This window comes from Streptomyces sp. NPDC059718 (genome assembly GCF_042733315.1).
Classification (GTDB): Bacteria; Actinomycetota; Actinomycetes; order Streptomycetales; family Streptomycetaceae; genus Actinacidiphila.
Window position 1 is genome coordinate 1 of the sequence record NZ_JBHWGA010000074.1, and the last position, 16389, is coordinate 16389.

Annotated in this window: 13 protein-coding genes and 1 pseudogene; 10 read left to right on the forward strand and 4 right to left on the reverse strand. The window is 73.3% G+C overall.

Annotation, left to right across the window (positions count from 1 at the left end; genetic code table 11):
* Window positions 1-115 precede the first annotated feature (115 nt).
* Both ACFV3E_RS43375 and ACFV3E_RS43380 read right to left on the reverse strand, forming a co-directional pair.
* Window positions 116-1954: a bifunctional serine/threonine-protein kinase/glutamate ABC transporter substrate-binding protein gene (locus ACFV3E_RS43375; RefSeq protein ID WP_500541593.1), complete on the reverse strand. Its 1839-nt coding sequence runs from the start codon at window positions 1952-1954 to the stop codon at window positions 116-118.
* 124 nt (window positions 1955-2078) lie between these two features.
* Window positions 2079-3062 carry a TAXI family TRAP transporter solute-binding subunit gene (locus tag ACFV3E_RS43380; protein WP_500541595.1) on the reverse strand — a complete coding sequence of 328 codons (984 nt, stop codon included), beginning with the start codon at window positions 3060-3062 and terminating at the stop codon, window positions 2079-2081.
* 131 nt (window positions 3063-3193) lie between these two features.
* On the opposite strand from ACFV3E_RS43380, the pseudogene ACFV3E_RS43385 reads away from it, so the two are divergent.
* The 4 genes and pseudogenes from ACFV3E_RS43385 to ACFV3E_RS43400 form a co-directional block, all read left to right on the forward strand.
* A pseudogene (locus ACFV3E_RS43385) lies at window positions 3194-3889 on the forward strand (MBL fold metallo-hydrolase); the annotation flags it as partial.
* Window positions 3890-4192: 303 nt separating this feature from the next.
* Entirely contained in the window at window positions 4193-5683 is a 1491-nt protein-coding gene (gene miaB, locus ACFV3E_RS43390) for a tRNA (N6-isopentenyl adenosine(37)-C2)-methylthiotransferase MiaB (protein WP_500541622.1), read from the forward strand.
* 44 nt (window positions 5684-5727) lie between these two features.
* Window positions 5728-6057 (forward strand): hypothetical protein, encoded by a 330-nt coding sequence (locus tag ACFV3E_RS43395; RefSeq protein ID WP_499514407.1) that lies wholly within the window; start codon window positions 5728-5730, stop codon window positions 6055-6057.
* A 25-nt stretch (window positions 6058-6082) separates the two neighbouring features.
* Window positions 6083-6778, forward strand: a complete 696-nt coding sequence (locus ACFV3E_RS43400) for a class III extradiol ring-cleavage dioxygenase family protein (RefSeq protein ID WP_500541597.1) — start codon at window positions 6083-6085, stop codon at window positions 6776-6778.
* A gap of 31 nt (window positions 6779-6809) precedes the next feature.
* Here ACFV3E_RS43400 and ACFV3E_RS43405 read toward each other — a convergent pair whose 3' ends face one another.
* The gene (locus ACFV3E_RS43405) at window positions 6810-7049 is read right to left on the reverse strand and encodes an antitoxin (RefSeq protein ID WP_499514409.1); all 240 of its coding nucleotides are present in this window, start codon (window positions 7047-7049) and stop codon (window positions 6810-6812) included.
* 107 nt (window positions 7050-7156) lie between these two features.
* Here ACFV3E_RS43405 and miaA point away from each other — a divergent pair, with 107 nt between their 5' ends.
* The 6 genes from miaA to hflX all read left to right on the forward strand — a co-directional run bounded on the left by miaA (window position 7157) and on the right by hflX (window position 15050).
* On the forward strand, window positions 7157-8098 hold the full coding sequence (gene miaA / locus ACFV3E_RS43410; protein ID WP_500541599.1) for a tRNA (adenosine(37)-N6)-dimethylallyltransferase MiaA: 942 nt from the start codon (window positions 7157-7159) through the stop codon (window positions 8096-8098).
* 99 nt (window positions 8099-8197) lie between these two features.
* Window positions 8198-8674: a hypothetical protein gene (locus ACFV3E_RS43415; protein WP_500541624.1), complete on the forward strand. Its 477-nt coding sequence runs from the start codon at window positions 8198-8200 to the stop codon at window positions 8672-8674.
* A 16-nt stretch (window positions 8675-8690) separates the two neighbouring features.
* Window positions 8691-9569, forward strand: coding sequence for a diaminopimelate epimerase (dapF, locus tag ACFV3E_RS43420; protein ID WP_500541601.1), 879 nt, complete (start codon window positions 8691-8693; stop codon window positions 9567-9569).
* A gap of 152 nt (window positions 9570-9721) precedes the next feature.
* Complete coding sequence (locus ACFV3E_RS43425; protein ID WP_500541603.1) at window positions 9722-11848, forward strand: RelA/SpoT family protein; 2127 nt, start codon at window positions 9722-9724, stop codon at window positions 11846-11848.
* Window positions 11849-11920: 72 nt separating this feature from the next.
* Window positions 11921-13405, forward strand: a complete 1485-nt coding sequence (locus ACFV3E_RS43430; protein WP_500541605.1) for a M1 family metallopeptidase — start codon at window positions 11921-11923, stop codon at window positions 13403-13405.
* Between the two features lie 145 nt (window positions 13406-13550).
* A complete protein-coding gene (gene hflX / locus ACFV3E_RS43435; protein WP_500541607.1) occupies window positions 13551-15050 on the forward strand; it encodes a GTPase HflX in 1500 nt (499 codons plus the stop codon).
* Between the two features lie 71 nt (window positions 15051-15121).
* On the opposite strand, the gene ACFV3E_RS43440 is transcribed toward hflX, so the two are convergent.
* Complete coding sequence (locus ACFV3E_RS43440) at window positions 15122-16297, reverse strand: trypsin-like serine peptidase (RefSeq protein WP_500541609.1); 1176 nt, start codon at window positions 16295-16297, stop codon at window positions 15122-15124.
* Between the last annotated feature and the right edge of the window lie 92 nt (window positions 16298-16389).

Genomic DNA, 16389 nt, shown 5'->3' on the forward strand with positions numbered 1-16389 from the left:
GGGGGGGGGGGGGGGGCCCCGGGGGCCCCCCCCCCCCCGCGGGGGGTCCACCCCCGGTCGCCCGGGCCCCCGGGGGGGGCCCCGGCCCCCCCCCCGGGCCGCGCGGGCCCCGGCCCTAGTCGCACTCGCTCATTTCGTCCAGCCTCGGCCGCTGGTCCGCCACCTCCTGGGAGGCCAGCGGCTTGAGGTGCTTGACGTACGAGGCGCGCCAGGCCCCGGAGGAGATCTCGTCCTTGATGGCGTCGCATATGGCGTGCTTCAGCTCGGGCTCGTTCTGGGCCAGCCCCACGCCGTACTCCTCGGTCCCGAAGGGGACGCCCAGCAGCCGCAGTTGCCCGGTGTGCTGGGCGCGGTAACCGGCCAGGATGATGTCGTCGGTGGAGACGGCGTCGACCTTCCCCGCCAGCAGCTGGTCGACGCACAGCCCGTACGAGGTCTGCTGCTCGGTCCGTATCTGCGGGTACTCCTTGCGGAGCCGCTCGGCGGGCGTCGAGTCGGTGACGGTGCAGACATGACGGCCGAACAGGTCCTGCACGCTGTGGACGGGGGCGTCCTTGCGGACGAGGAAGTCCTGGCCGGCCTGGTAGTAGGGGCCCGCGAAGTCGACGGACTTCTTGCGTTCCTCCGTGATGGAGTAGCTCGCCACTATGAAGTCGACGTACCCGGCGCGCAGGAAGTACTCGCGCGACTGGGTGTCCACGACCGTGAACTGCACCTTGTCGAAGCCCAGATGCCGGGCGATGGCCCTCGCCAGGTCGATGTCGAACCCCTCGTAGCCGTCCTTGGCGGCGCTGGAGGCCTCACTGAGGCCCGGCTGGTCCTTCTTGACGCCGACCACGAGGTAGCCGCGGTCACGCGCCGTCCGGTAGGTCGGGGAGGAGGAGAGATCGGGGCCGTCGTCCCCGAGCCGGTCGACGGCGAACCACCCGGCCGCGGCCAGGACCGCGAGCGCGACCCCGCCCGCCGCCAGCGTGTACCAGCGTCGCCGGGAGGGGCGCGGTCGCGGGGGCTGCGGATCCTGCGGCGGGGTCACGGAGTCGGGAACCTGCTGTGCGGCGCCGCCGGACCCGTCCGTCCGCGTGGCGTCCGGGTCGTAGTCCGGGTAGACGCCGACCGGGAACTGCGGGGTCTCCTGCGCCACGTGCTGCAGCAACTGCTCGGTGCGCTCCGCTGACAGCCGCGCCCCCGGCTCCTTGACCAGCAGCCCGTCGATCAGCGGGCGCAGCGGCCCCGCGTGCGCCGTCGGCGGCACCTCGGCCGTGCGGACGGCCTCCAGCACCTCGTACGGCGTCGGGCCGCGGAAGGGGGCCCGGCCCTCGACCATCTCGTAGAGCGTGACGCCCAGCGACCACAGGTCGGAGGCGGGCGTGGGCGCCAGCCTGTTGGCCAGCTCCGGTGCCAGGTACTGCGGGGTGCCGACGGTCTCGTGCACCCGCGTCACCTGGGCCGCGCCCTCGAAGGTCGCGATCCCGAAGTCCATGAGCACCGCCCGCCCGTCCCGGCGGAACAGGATGTTGTGCGGCTTCACGTCGCGGTGCAGCACCCCGGCCGCGTGCACCGCGCGCAGCCCGCGCAGCACCTCCAGGCCGATCCGCGCCGCCTGCAGCGCCGGGATCCGGCCCTGCTCGCGCAACTGGTCCGCCAGGGAGTGCGGGTTGACCTGCTCCATGACGATCCAGACCTGGCCGTCGGCCTCGATCACGTCGTGCACGGCGACCACGTGCTCGTGCCCGATCCGGGCGATGGCCTGCGCCTCCCGGCGCGCCCGCTCCACCCACTGGGCCTGCGTCTCCGGGTCCAGCGCGCCCCGGAACAGCAGCTCCTTGACGGCGACCTGACGGCTGAGCCGGTTGTCGTAGGCCTCCCACACCACGCCCATGCCACCGCGCCCCAACTGCCGGCGCAGCTCGTAGCGGCCGTCGACGAGGGTGTGCGGCATCCCCCCAGTACTCATGCGTCTTCCCCCATCGGTACGTGGTCCGCTACAGGTTAGGGGGCTCTGACGGGGATGAACATCGTCCCCGGGGCGGGGAACGATCACATGTCGGGCGGAATGGTCCGTACCGGTCCCGGATCCCCTAGGGCTTGACCGACCGGTAGTAGCGCTCGGCGCCGGCGTGCAGCCGCAACGGGTCGGTGAAGACCGCCGTCCGCAGGTCCATCAGCTGGGCGGCGTGCACCTCCTGACCGATCCGGTCACGGCTGTCGATCACCGTGCGGGTGAGGCGGTCCACCAGCCCGGTGTCCGTCCGGTCCGTGGTGATCAGCAGGTTGGCCACGGCGATCGTCTGCACCGCGCGGCCGCCCTGGACCATGGGGTACGCGTCCGCCGGCATGACCGCCTGCCGGTAGTACGTCGACTCGTCGCTCTCGGCGTGCAGCCGGGCCACCAGGTCGCCGAGCTGCACCAGCTTCACGTCGGTGGTCTCCGCCAGGTTCGCGATGGTCTTGGTCGGCAGTCCGCCCGACCAGAAGAACGCGTCCAGCTTCCCCTGGCGCAGCATCTCCGGCGCGCGGTCGATGCCGACCGTCCGGCGCCGTACGTCGCCCGGCTCCCCGAGGCCGGCCGCCTCGAGCAGCCGCTGCGCTATCAGGTTCACCCCGGAGCTGGGCTGGCCGATCCCCACCCGCAGCCCGCGCAGGTCCTTCGCCGACCTCACGGGCGAGTCGGCGGGCACCACGAGCTGCACGTAGTCGTCGTACAGCCGGGCGCAGGCACGCAGCCGCCCCGCGCCCGGGCCGTCGTAGTCGGCGACGGCGTCGGCCGCGGCGATCGCGAAATCGGCCTTGCCGGTCGCGACCCGCCGGACGTTGTCCACGGACCCCTCGGACCGCACCAGGTGCACCGGTACCCCTGGCAGGTCGGTGTGCAGGTAGGGCTGGAGCCGCTTCCCGTACGTGTCGTAGACGCCGTTGCGCACCCCGGTGGCGAAGTCGACCCGGTCCTTCGGGTACGACGGCCCGTCCGAGGGCAGCACCCACCACAGCAGCAGCGCGACCGCCGCCGCCACCGCCAGCACGGCCTGCACGGCCCTGCGTCTGCCGATACGGGGGAACTCCATCCCCGCGATAGTGCCAGGCCCGGCGGCGCGGCGGCCAGCGCCGTCCTGCCGCGTCCGGATTCCGGACGTGACGGCCCGCCCCACGGTGAACACTCGTCCCAGGGCGCACCCCGTACGAAGGGAGCCCCCGCATGGGACGCACGGTGAGCCGGACGGTGGGCGACCTCGTCGTGCACCGCGTCGACGAGACCACGCTGCCCGCGGCGACCGGGCGGCGGCTGCTGCCCACCGCCACCGCGCGGGTGGTGGCGGGGGCGCCGTGGCTGCGGCCGGACTTCGCCGCCCCCGACGGCACGCTCCGGCCGGCCACCCACACCTTCGCCGTGGTGGCCGGCGGTCTGCGCGTCCTGGTGGACACCGGGATCGGCAACGGCAAGACCCGGTCGGACCCCGCGTGGCACCGGCTCGCCACCGACCACCCGCGGCGGCTGGCGGAGGCGGGCTTCCCGCCGCACGCCGTGGACCTGGTGATCCTCACCCACCTGCACACCGACCACGTCGGCTGGAACACCCGTGACGACGGCGGCACCTGGGTGCCCGCCTTCCCCCGCGCCCGTTACCTGGTCTCCCGTGCCGAATGGGACCACTGGGCGGGCACGGACCTGGACGACGACCACCGGCAGGTCTTCCGCGACTCGGTGCTGCCGGTCCGCGACGCCGGACTGCTCGACCTGGCCGACGTCAGCGACGCCCCCGTGGAGGCGGCCCCCGGCATCCGACTCCTGGGTGTGCCCGGGCACACCCCGGGGCAGGTCGCGGTGGAGCTGCACGGCACCGGGCGGTCCGCGCTGGTCACCGGCGACAGCTTCCACCACCCCGTGCAGATCGCCGACCCCGCGATCACCAGCACCGTCGACTTCGACGCGGCCCTGGCCGTGCGCACCCGCCGGGCGCTGCTCACCGCGTACGCGGGTACGGGCACCCTGCTGCTCGGCACCCACTTCCCGCCGCCCACCGCGGGCACCGTCGTCCCGTGGGCGGGCGGCCACCGCCTCCTCGCCGAGCCACCGGCACCTGATGCGGCGGGCGCCGTCCGGTGCCGTGCGGTGCCGTCCGCGCGGGGGCGGGCGCGGGCACGAGCGCGCGCGGCGCGCCCTTACCCTGGATGGGTGCAGCGTGAAGAGCAGGATGTGAAGAGCTACGAGATCCGCACCTACGGGTGCCAGATGAACGTCCACGACTCCGAGCGGCTGGCAGGCCTCCTGGAGGCGGCCGGCTACGTCCGCGCGCCCAAGGGCGAGGACGGCACGGTGTCCGCAGATGTTGTCGTCTTCAACACCTGCGCGGTCCGGGAGAACGCCGACAACCGCCTGTACGGCAACCTCGGCCGCCTGGCACCGCAGAAGGCCGCCCGCCCGGGCATGCAGATCGCCGTCGGCGGCTGCCTGGCGCAGAAGGACCGGGACACGATCGTCAAGAAGGCCCCCTGGGTCGACGTCGTCTTCGGCACCCACAACATCGGCAGCCTCCCCGTGCTGCTGGAGCGCGCCAGGATCGCCGAAGAGGCGCAGGTCGAGATCGCCGAGTCGCTGGAGACCTTCCCGTCCACGCTGCCGACCCGGCGCGAGTCGGCCTACGCGGCGTGGGTGTCGATCTCGGTCGGCTGCAACAACACCTGCACCTTCTGCATCGTCCCCGCGCTGCGCGGCAAGGAGAAGGACCGCCGCCCCGGCGACATCCTCGCCGAGATCGAGGCGCTGGTCGCCGAGGGCGTCACCGAGGTCACCCTGCTCGGCCAGAACGTCAACGCCTACGGCTCCGACATCGGCGACCGAGAGGCTTTCAGCAAACTGCTGCGCGCCTGCGGGAAGATCGACGGCCTGGAGCGGGTCCGCTTCACCTCGCCCCACCCGCGCGACTTCACCGACGACGTGATCGCGGCGATGGCCGAGACCCCGAACGTGATGCACCAGCTGCACATGCCGCTGCAGTCCGGCTCCGACACCGTGCTGCGCGCGATGCGCCGCTCGTACCGGCAGGACCGCTACCTCGGCATCATCGAGAAGGTGCGCGCGGCCATGCCGGACGCCGCCATCTCCACCGACATCATCGTGGGCTTCCCCGGCGAGACCGAGGAGGACTTCGAGCAGACGCTGCACGTGGTCCGCGAGGCGCGCTTCGCGCAGGCCTTCACCTTCCAGTACTCCAAGCGCCCGGGCACGCCCGCCGCCGAGATGGAGGGGCAGGTCCCGAAGGCGGTCGTCCAGGAGCGCTACGAGCGGCTGGTCGCGCTGCAGGAGGAGATCTCCTGGGCCGAGAACAAGAAGCAGGTCGGCCGCGTCCTGGAGGTGCTGGTCGCCGAGGGCGAGGGCCGCAAGGACGACGCCACGCACCGCCTGTCCGGCCGCGCCCCCGACAACCGCCTGGTGCACTTCGCGCCGCCCGCCGAGCCCGTCCGCCCCGGCGACATGGTCATGGCGGAGATCACCTACGCCGCGCCGCACCACCTGCTCGCCGAGGCGCCGGCCTTCGGCGTCCGCCGCACCGCGGCGGGCGACGCCTGGGAGCGGCGTACCTCGGCCGCGGCGGCCAAGCCCGCGGGTGTCATGCTGGGCCTGCCAACGATCGGCGCGCCCGTCCCGGCAGCGGCGGCGGCCGCGCCGGGCTGCGGCTGCGACTGACGGAGCGGGGACCGCGGGGACCGCGGGGACGAGGGGGGACACGGATGGCTCGTTGGGGGCTCTTCGCCGAGGAGACCGTGGGCAGCGGCGACGCCAGGCGCTGGGAGTTCGAGCTCCTCGGCCACGCCGAGGGCACGCGTGAGGAGGCGCTGGGCAAGCTGGAGGAGGCGGCGCTGGCCTACCGGCCCAGCAAGCCGTTCAGCGTGCGGCGCAGCTGGCTGTACCGCTCGGGGGAGGGGTTCGTCCAGGTCAACGAGGGTGTGACCACGACCTACATCTGCCGTTTCACGGTCGCCGAGCTGGTCCGCGACAGCAAGGACCCGAAGGTCGCCGCCACGGCCGAGCCCTGGGACCGCGTGCCCGAGGGCTTCTGAGACGGCGGACGGTAGGGTTCCGATCATGCTGGTCGCCGCCGCCGTCTGCCCCTGTCCGCCGCTGCTCGTGCCCGACGTCGCGTCGGGCGCGGCGCCGGAGCTGGACCCGCTGCGCGCCGCCTGCGCGGACGCGTTGGCCGTGCTGGCCGCCGCGCGCGCCGATCTGCTGGTCGTGGTGGGTGCCGCGGACTCCGCGCACGTCTGGGAAGGCGGCGGCACGGGTTCGCTGCGCCCGTACGGCGTCAACCTGACGGTGCGGCTCGGCGACGGCAGCGACCCCGAGCCCCTGGCCCCGTCGCTGACGCTCGCGGCCTGGCTCCTGACGCAGGCGGGTTCCGCCGCGCCCCTGCACGCCTGCGCCGTGCCCGCGCACGCGCCGGCGGCCAGGATGCTGGAGCTGGGACAGGGCCTGGCGGGACTGGCCGACCGGGTGGCGCTGCTGGTCATGGGCGACGGCACCACGTCGCGCACGCTCAAGGCTCCCGGCTACCTCGACGAGCGGGCCGAGCCCTTCGACGCGTCCGTGGCGCGCGCCCTCGGTGCCGCCGACACCGGGGCGCTGGCGGCCCTTGACGCACGGCTGGCCACCGAACTGGGGGCGGCCGGCCGCGCCCCCTGGCAGGTCCTGGCCGGCGCCGCGGACGGCGCCGGGCTCGGCGGCCAGCTGCTGTACGACCAGGCGCCCTACGGCGTCGGCTACTTCGTGGCGGCCTGGTCGTAGACCGGCCGGTTCCCGGGGTCCGGGACCGTCCTCAGGGCGTGCCCTTGGAGCCGCCCTCCTTGAGGTGCTCCATGGCGTCCTTCGTCTTGTCGACGCCCTTGTGGATCTTCCCGCTGTACTTGTGCTTGGTCTTCTCGTCGACCGTGCGCGCGACCTTGTCCAGGCGGGAGCCGATCGACTCGCCGTGGTGCTCCATGAAGTCGCCGGCCTTGGCGCCGGCCCTGGCCTTGGCGTGCTCGGCCTTGGCCTTCAGCGTGTCCTTGAAGCTCATGCGTCACGTCTCCCGTGGATGCCTTTGCCGGAAATGACCCTTTTCCCGTAAAGATCTTACTCGTCCACGGGTAAATCCGCCCCGCCGGAATTTGCGAAACTGTGCACGTGAGAATCGACGTCCCCCACGTGATCGCCGTCGTCGGCCCCACCGCGGCCGGCAAGTCCGACCTCGGAGTCGCCCTGGCCCAGGCCCTCGACGGCGAGGTGGTCAACGCGGATTCCATGCAGCTCTACCGCGGCATGGACATCGGCACCGCCAAGCTCACCGAGGAAGAGCGGCAGGGAGTGCCCCACCACCTGCTCGACATGTGGGACGTCACCCAGGCCGCCAGCGTCGCCGAGTACCAGCGCCTCGCCCGCGCCGAGATCGACCGGCTGCTGGCCGCCGGTCGCACCCCCGTGCTCGTCGGCGGCTCGGGGCTCTACGTGCGCGCCGCCATCGACGCCCTGGAGTTCCCCGGCACCGACCCGCAGGTGCGCGCCCGGCTGGAGGCCGAGCTCGACACGCTCGGCTCCGGCCCGCTGCACGCCCGCCTGGCCGCCGTGGACCCGGAGGCGGCCCGCGCGATCCTGCCCGGCAACGGCCGGCGGATCGTCCGCGCGCTGGAGGTCGTGGAGATCACCGGCCGCCCCTTCACCGCGAACCTGCCCGGGCACGACTCCGTGTACGACACCGTCCAGATCGGGGTCGACGTCCCCCGCCCGGAGCTCGACGAACGCATCACGCTGCGGGTCGACCGCATGTGGGAGGCCGGACTGGTCGGCGAGGTGGCCGCCCTGGAGACGGCCGGCCTGCGCGAGGGGCGCACGGCCTCCCGGGCGCTCGGCTACCAGCAGGTGCTGGCCGCGCTGGCCGGGGAGTGCACGGACGCGGAGGCGCGCGCCGAGACCGTCCGCGCCACCAAACGCTTCGCGCGCCGGCAGGACTCGTGGTTCCGCCGGGACGGCCGGGTGCACTGGCTGGCGGGCCGCGGACAGGAACTGGTCGGCCAGGCGCTCGCCCTGCTCGGCCCCGCCCGGTCGGGCGGTCACAGCCTGATCACGTGATGGCATCGGGACGCCCCAGCGGCACTTGACGCCGCTTCGAGCGTGCCATCATCGAGCATCGGAGCTACGGTGTCGGACTTCTTGGGAGGGCGCGTGGCGATGGAAGCCGGCCCTCGCAACGGACCGCAGCCGGAACACACCGAGCGCACCTCTGGCGAGGAGCTCGAGCCGCGCGACCGGCTCGTGGTGGACGGCCCCCTGGAGGACCCGCTGGACGGGCAGACCCTCGCGGAGGAGGAACAGTCCTTCCGCGAGCTGCGTCCCGAGCGGCGCCTGCGCGCGTGGCAGCTCGCCCCGATCGTCGCCCTAGGCGTGCTCGGCTCGCTCATGTTCGCCTTCCCGCTGGCCTTCGAGACCGGCGACGGCGGTGCCGTCGTCGCGATGCTCGGCCTCCTGCTGGGCTGCTGCTCCGCGGGCTGGGGGATCATGGCAGCCCGCCGGGTCGGCTACACCTGGCCGGGACTGCCGGCCCGCGGCTCCGGCCGCCGCCCGGACTGGCGCTTCGTGGCGCTGTACACGGCGATCACGGTGGTGCTGACGCTGCTCGCCTTCTGGCGGGTCGCCCGTCTGCGCTGACCCGTAGACTCGGCGCATGACCAGCGCAGCACCGCAGGGCCTGCCCTTCCTCAAGGGGCACGGCACGGAGAACGACTTCGTGATCATCCCCGACTTCGACGGGGCCCTCGACCTGACCGCGGGGACCGTCGCGCGCCTGTGCGACCGCCGTGCCGGGATCGGCGGCGACGGGGTGCTGCGGGTCGTGCGGTCGGCGAAGCACCCGGAGGCCGCAGCCATGGCCGCCGAGGCCGAGTGGTTCATGGACTACCGCAACAGCGACGGCAGCATCGCGGAGATGTGCGGCAACGGCGTACGGGTCTTCGCGCACTACCTCCGGCGCGCCGGTCTCACCGGTGCCGGGGACGTCGCCGTGGCGACCCGCGCCGGCGTACGCCGGGTGCACATCGACAAGGACGGCGACATCACCGTCGACATGGGCCGCGCCGCGCTTCCCGCCGGCGAGGTCGAGGTGGCGGTCGGCGAGCGCAGCTGGCCCGCCCGCAACGTGAACATGGGCAACCCGCACGCCGTCGCTTTCGTCGACGACCTCGCCGACGCCGGCAGGCTGCTGGCCCCCCCGGCCCACGCGCCTGCCGCGGCCTACCCGGACGGTGTGAACGTGGAGTTCGTCGTCGACCGGGGGGACCGCCACGTCGCCATGCGGGTCCACGAGCGCGGCTCCGGCGAGACCCGTTCCTGCGGCACCGGGGCCTGCGCCGTCATGGTCGCCGCGGCCCGGCGCGACGGCCGCGACCCGGCCGTCACCGGCCGTCCCGAGACGTACCGCGTCGACCTGCCGGGCGGCACCCTGGTGATCACCGAACGTCCCGACGGCACCGTCGAGATGACCGGTCCCGCCGTGATCGTCGCCGAAGGCGTCATCGATCCGGCCTGGCTCGGCGACGGCGGCTGAGGATACCCGCTCCCAGGGCCCGGTATTCGCTCGAACGGGTGATGCCGATCACGCTGGGCGAGAGCGTGGCAGCGGCACGTGATGGGCTCGGTAGCATCAAGCACCGGCACGGAAGCCATCCCGCCGGTGGGTGACGCTGCCGGAGGTGCCGCATGAGACCGGACAACGCAGTGGAGACCGCCCCGGGGGCCGCAGGACGCAGGCGCATCCCCCGGGCCGCGGACCTGCGCCGGCTGGGACGCGCGGCCCTGCTGGGCCCCGGCGGCCGCGCCGGCCGGCTGCCGGAGTCCATCGAGCACATCGCCAAGGTGCACCGTGCCCGACATCCCGGCGCGGACCTCGCCATCCTGCACACGGCGTACGTGCTCGCCGAGTCCTCGCACCGCGGACAGATGCGCAAGAGCGGGGAGCCGTACATCACGCACCCGCTCGCCGTGACCCTGATCCTCGCCGAACTCGGCGCGGAGACGACGACGTTGACCGCGTCGCTGCTCCACGACACCGTCGAGGACACCGATGTGACGCTCGATCAGGTGCGGGAGGAGTTCGGCGAGGAGGTCCGCTTCCTCGTGGACGGCGTCACCAAGCTGGAGAAGGTGGACTACGGCGCCGCCGCCGAGCCCGAGACCTTCCGCAAGATGCTCGTCGCCACCGGCAACGACGTCCGCGTCATGTCCATCAAGCTCGCCGACCGGCTGCACAACATGCGCACCCTCGGCGTCATGCGCCCCGAGAAGCAGGCCCGCATCGCCAAGGTCACCCGGGACGTGCTGATCCCGCTCGCCGAACGCCTCGGCGTCCAGGCGCTGAAGACCGAACTGGAGGACCTGGTCTTCGCCATCCTCCACCCCGAGGACTACCTGCGCACCACCGAACTCATCCTGGAGCACGCCGCCCTGCCCGATCCGCTGGGCGCCGTCGCCGAGGACGTCCGCAAGGTGCTCCGCGAGGCCGGCATCAGCTCCGAGGTCGAGGTACGGCCCCGGCACGTGGTGTCCGTGCACCGGGTCCGGCTCAAGCGCGGCGGTGCGCAGCCCGGCGGCAGCGACTTCGGGCGGGTGCTGATCCAGGTCGCCGAGGACGCCGACTGCTACGCCGTCCTCGGTGAACTGCACACCTGCTTCACCCCCGTCATCGCGGAGTTCAAGGACTTCATCGCGGCGCCCAAGTTCAACCTGTACCAGTCGCTGCACACCGCCATCCGCGACGGCGAGGGCCGCATCACCGAAGTCCTCATCCGCACACGGCAGATGCACCACGCCGCCGAGGCCGGGGTCATCGCGCTCGGCAACCCGTACGCCACCGCCGAGGCAGCGGACTCCGACGAGGGCGAGCGCGTCGACCCCACGCGCCCCGGCTGGCTGGCCCGGTTGCTGGAGTGGCAGCGCGAGGCCCCCGACCCGGACTTCTTCTGGAGCACCCTGCGCGACGAGCTCGCCCAGGACCGCGAGATCACCGTCTTCTCCGCCGACGGCGGCACCGTGGGCCTGCCCGACGGTGCCACCTGTACCGACGCCGCGTACGCGCTGCACGGCGAGGGCGCCCACTCCTGCGTCGGGGTGCGGGTCAACGGGCGGCTCGCGCCGCTCGGCACGGTCCTGCGGGACGGCGACACCGTCCAGCTCCTGATGACCGAGGCCACCGACGGGGACGGGTACGGGCCTTCGCCCGAGTGGCTGGAGCACGCCCGCACCCCGTCCGCCCGGATCGCCATCGCCCGCTGGCTGGAGGCCCACCCGGCGGCCACCGCCGAGGAGGAGCCGGCCGCCCCCGCCGTCCGCGCCGCCGCGACGGCCGCCCGCAGGGCCGCCGAACCGCTCGCGGACACCGACCCGCCCGGGACCGCCGTCCGCATGGCCCGCTGCTGCACGCCCGTGCCGCCCGACGGGATCACCGGCTTCCCCATCCGCGGCGGCACCGTCGCCGTGCACCGCAGCGAGTGTCCCGTCGCCGCGCGCATGGCCGCCTCGGGCCGCGCCAGGGTCGCCGTCCACTGGCGCTCCGACGCCCCCGTCACCGGCCACCGGGCCACCCTCTACGCCGAGGCGCTCGGCAGGCCCCGGCTGCTCGCCGACCTCACCGAGGTGATCGCCACCCAGGGCGTCGCCATCGTCTACGCCGCCGTGGAGCCGCCGCAGGAGCACCGCGTACGCCACACCTACACCGTCGAACTGCCGGACCCGGAAGCGCTGCCCGCCCTCATGCGCGCCATGCGCGCCGTCCCCGGTGTGTACGACGTGTACCGCGCCCAGGAGACCGTGGCCGCCGCGCAGCCGTAGAGGAGTACCCGATCGGGTGGGGTGCTGACGTGCCGCCGTCGGACGGGCAGGGTGCGCTGATACCGGTATCCCATGATCGGATCCTTTGCGCGCCGTGCCACCGTCACCGCGGCGGCCGTGGTGGCGCTCACCGCGGCCGGACTGCCCGGGGACGCGACGCCCGCGGGGCTCGGTGACCGGCTCTACCCCGAACTCGGCAACCCCGGGTACGACGTCTACGACTACGACATCTCGTTCACCTACCGCGGCAACGACCGGCCCCTGGACACGGTGACCCGGGTCGACGCGCTCGCCACGGACACCCTCGACCGCTTCCACCTCGACTTCCGCGGCGACGTCCGTTCCGTCGAGGTCAACGGCCGCCGGGCGGCGTTCACCACCTGGCGCGAGGAACTGGTCGTCACCCCCGCCGTCCCGGTACCGCGCGGCGACCGCCTGCGGGTGACCGTCGTCCACACCAGCGACCCCGCGGTCAAGGGAGACACCGGCTGGATCCGCACCAAGGACGGCCTGGCCATGGCCAACCAGGCAGCCGCCGCCCACACCGTCTTCCCCTGCAACGACCACCCCTCGGACAAGGCCCGCTTCGCCTTCCACGTCACCGCGCCGAACGACCTCACCGTCGTCGCCAACGGCCTGCCCGAGACGGCCGTCCGCAAGGGCCCGGTGACGACCTGGAACTACCGCACCGTCCACGTGATGGCCACCGAACTCGCCCAGGTCTCCATCGGCCGCTCCGCGGTGCTGCGCCGCACCGGCCCCGGCGGCCTCCCGCTGCGCGACGTCTTCGGCTCCGCCGACCCCGACCGGGCCACACTGGAGAAGCGCCTGGCGATGACCGCCGGGCAGATCGCGTGGATGGAGCAGCAGGTCGGCCCGTACCCCTTCGAGACGTACGGCATCCTCAGCGTCGACACCGTCACCGGCTTCGAGCTGGAGACCCAGACCCTCTCGCTCTTCGAGCGGCGGGTGCTGCTGTCCCGGGAGGCCGACGCGGCGCCGGTGATGGTGCACGAACTGGCCCACCAGTGGTTCGGCGACAGCGTCTCGCCCGCGACCTGGTCCGACCTGTGGCTCAACGAGGGGCACGCCACCTGGTACCAGTGGCGCTACGCCGCCGAGCACTACCACGAGCTCACCCTGGAGCAGCTCGCCAAGGCCGCCTACGGCGCCGACGCGCGCCTGCGCCGCGACGGCGGCCCGGCCGCCGCCCCCAAGCCGCCCGGCGCCGACGGCAAGCTCGGCATCTTCCGCGGCAACGTCTACTTCGGCGGAGCGCTCGTGCTGTACGCGCTGCGCCAGGAGATGGGCACCGACGCCTTCCAGCGGCTGGAGCGGGCCTGGGTCGCCCGCCACCGCGACGGGGTCGCCTCCACCCGGGACTTCATCGCCCTCGCCTCCGAGATGGCCGGCCGCGACCTGGGCGGCTTCCTGGGCGCCTGGCTCTACGGCCCGACCACGCCCCCGATGCCCGGCCACCCCGACTGGAAGCGCTCCGTGCCCGCCAAACCGGTGCACGGTCCCGCGCACCGGCGCGAGGCGGGGAAAGTCGCGTGACCCGGCGGCGACGACCGTGCGACCATCTAGGTACGGCGACGGCGGCGTGCCCGGGCCGGGGGAATCCTCCGGGTCCGTGCGGCGTTGTCTCCGTACGAGGGGCGAGAGCCCCCCGTTCCCGTCGATCTTCCGAGCAAAGGATCCAATGACCTCCTCTTCCTCCTCTTCTTCTGCCCGCAGCCGCCAGCGCCTCCCCGAGAGCCTTCGGGCCGACGCCCTGATGGAAGAGGACGTCGCCTGGAGTCACGAGATCGACGGAGAGCGTGACGGCGACCAGTTCGACCGCTCCGAGCGAGCGTCGCTGCGCCGCGTCGCGGGCCTCTCCACCGAGCTCGAGGACATCACCGAGGTCGAGTACCGCCAGCTCCGCCTGGAGCGGGTCGTGCTCGTCGGGGTGTGGACGGACGGCACGGTCCAGGACGCCGAGAACTCCCTCGCGGAGCTCGCCGCCCTCGCCGAGACCGCCGGCGCCCTCGTCCTGGACGGTGTCATCCAGCGCCGTGACAAGCCGGACCCGGCCACCTACATCGGTTCCGGCAAGGCCCAGGAGCTGCGCGACATCGTCATGGAGAGCGGTGCGGACACCGTGGTCTGCGACGGTGAGCTCAGCCCCGGCCAGCTCATCCACCTCGAGGACGTCGTCAAGGTCAAGGTCGTCGACCGCACCGCGCTGATCCTCGACATCTTCGCCCAGCACGCCAAGAGCCGTGAGGGCAAGGCCCAGGTCTCGCTCGCGCAGATGCAGTACATGCTGCCGCGGCTGCGAGGCTGGGGTCAGTCGCTGTCCCGGCAGATGGGTGGCGGTGGCGCCGGCTCCTCGGGCGGCGGCATGGCGACCCGTGGTCCCGGTGAGACCAAGATCGAGACCGACCGGCGGCGCATCCGCGAGAAGATGGCCAAGATGCGCCGGGAGATCGCGGAGATGAAGACCAGCCGCGACCTGAAGCGCCAGGAGCGCAAGCGCCACAAGGTGCCCTCGGTGGCGATCGCCGGCTACACCAACGCCGGCAAGTCCTCGCTGCTCAACCGGCTCACCGGCGCGGGCGTCCTGGTGGAGAACGCGCTGTTCGCCACCCTGGACCCGACCGTGCGCCGGGCGGAGACCCCGAGCGGCCGGCTCTACACCCTGGCCGACACCGTCGGTTTTGTGCGGCACCTGCCGCACCACCTGGTCGAGGCGTTCCGCTCCACCATGGAGGAGGTCGCCGAGGCCGACCTCATCCTGCACGTGGTGGACGGCTCGCACCCCAATCCGGACGAGCAGCTCGCCGCCGTGCGCGAGGTCTTCCGCGACGTCGGCGCGCTGGACGTGCCGGAGATCGTGGTGATCAACAAGGCGGACGCCGCCGACCCGGTGCTGCTGCAGTCCCTGCTGCGCCGCGAGAAGCACGCCATCGCCGTCTCCGCCCGCACCGGGCGGGGCATCGCGGAGCTGCTCACCCTGATCGACGACGAGCTGCCGAGGCCCGCCGTCGAGATCGAGGCCCTGGTGCCGTACACGCGCGGTGCGCTCGTCGCCCGCGTCCACGCGGACGGCGAGGTGCTCTCCGAGGAGCACACCGGCGAGGGCACCCTGCTCAAGGCGCGGGTGCACGACGAGCTCGCGGCGGAGCTCGAACCGTTCGCGCTGGTCGCGCGCCGCTAGGCGGTACGCACGTACGAGGAGGGCCCGCACCCCGGCCGGGGTGCGGGCCCCCCTGGTGTCAGGCGGCGGTGTCAGCCGCGGATCGCGTCGAAGACCTCCTCGGCCTCGGAGCCCAGGTGCGGTCCGGCCAGCCAGCGAGGACTGTCCTGCGGGCCGATGGAGGTGTTGCTGACCAGGGCCGGCTTTCCGCCGGGCCCCTGGGCGAACCAGCCGCCGCCGGAGGAGCCCGCCGTCATGGTGCAGCCGAGCCAGTGCATGGTCGGCGCCCCCGGGTCCAGCGCGAGGCGGACCGGGTCGCCCGAGCAGTGGTACTGCTGGTATCCGAAGCCGTCGAAGGGGGCCGCGGCGGGGTAGCCGCGGATGTCCATGGAGTCGATGCCGGCCGAGGTGGGCGCGTCGAACCAGACCGGCACCGACGCCCCGACCGTCTCCTCCAGCGACTTGTCCGAGTCCGGGTTGGTCACCTTCAGCACCGCGAAGTCGTAGGGGTAGGCGGAACTCGTCTGCGAGGACTCCCCGCCCCCGTCGATCCACTGCTGGGAGGTCCCCGCCTCCGTCGCCCACCACGTGCCGTACGGGGCGAGCTGCTGCTTGGTGGCGCTCCGCAGCGCGGCGCCGCTCAGGCCCGTGTCGTTGAAGGACGGCACGAAGACGATGTTGCGGTACCAGCCGCCCTGGGCGCCCGCGTGCACGCAGTGCCCCGCCGTCCACACCAGGTTGCTGCGGCCCGGGTTGGCCGGGTCGCCGACCACGGTCGCCGAGCAGACCGCCTGGCCGTCGGGCATGTCGAAGAGCAGCTTGCCCGTCGCCGGGGAGGCCTCGTGGTACGGGGTCGAAAGGCGCTGCGCCCGGATCGCGGCGGGCTCACGGTCGGTGGTGCCGTCGTCCACCCGCCCCAGGTCGGGCCGTTGCTCGTCGTCCGGGGTCCCGTCGGCGTTGCGGAGCCGGTCGGCGTCCCAGAGGTCCTTGATGATGGGGTTGATGAAGTCGGCCGCGTCGCGCAGCCACTTGTCCTTGTCCCAGTCCTTCCAGCCGCCGTTCTTCAGCGCGTCGGCCCACTGGTCCAGGTCGTCGAGGCTGGTCGGGAGGGCCGTCGGCAGTTGGAGGCCGCCGTCACCGGACGTCGCGGTGGGTGTCGGGCTCGGCTTGGCGTCGGCGTTGTCGTCGGACGGGCCGCAGGCGGTCGCGGTCACGGCCAGCAGCGCCGCGGCGACGGCGGCCACGGCCAACCGGCTTATCGGTGCCATGGGTTGTGGTCCCCCTGTTGTGAGCATGTCGTCTGCCCGCTCAAGGGCAACCCCTCACCGTGCCCTCGAAGGGAGGACGGCGGGCGCCGCGC

Coding starts and splice junctions, on each gene's coding strand:
- ACFV3E_RS43430 (WP_500541605.1), top strand. CDS start 11,921: ATGATCGGATCCTTTGCGCGCCGTGCCACCGTCACCGCGGCGGCCGTG.
- ACFV3E_RS43415 (WP_500541624.1), top strand. CDS start 8,198: ATGGAAGCCGGCCCTCGCAACGGACCGCAGCCGGAACACACCGAGCGC.
- dapF (WP_500541601.1), top strand. CDS start 8,691: ATGACCAGCGCAGCACCGCAGGGCCTGCCCTTCCTCAAGGGGCACGGC.
- ACFV3E_RS43380 (WP_500541595.1), bottom strand. CDS start 3,062: ATGGAGTTCCCCCGTATCGGCAGACGCAGGGCCGTGCAGGCCGTGCTG.
- ACFV3E_RS43425 (WP_500541603.1), top strand. CDS start 9,722: ATGAGACCGGACAACGCAGTGGAGACCGCCCCGGGGGCCGCAGGACGC.
- ACFV3E_RS43440 (WP_500541609.1), bottom strand. CDS start 16,297: ATGGCACCGATAAGCCGGTTGGCCGTGGCCGCCGTCGCCGCGGCGCTG.
- ACFV3E_RS43405 (WP_499514409.1), bottom strand. CDS start 7,049: ATGAGCTTCAAGGACACGCTGAAGGCCAAGGCCGAGCACGCCAAGGCC.
- ACFV3E_RS43400 (WP_500541597.1), top strand. CDS start 6,083: ATGCTGGTCGCCGCCGCCGTCTGCCCCTGTCCGCCGCTGCTCGTGCCC.
- ACFV3E_RS43375 (WP_500541593.1), bottom strand. CDS start 1,954: ATGAGTACTGGGGGGATGCCGCACACCCTCGTCGACGGCCGCTACGAG.
- hflX (WP_500541607.1), top strand. CDS start 13,551: ATGACCTCCTCTTCCTCCTCTTCTTCTGCCCGCAGCCGCCAGCGCCTC.
- ACFV3E_RS43395 (WP_499514407.1), top strand. CDS start 5,728: ATGGCTCGTTGGGGGCTCTTCGCCGAGGAGACCGTGGGCAGCGGCGAC.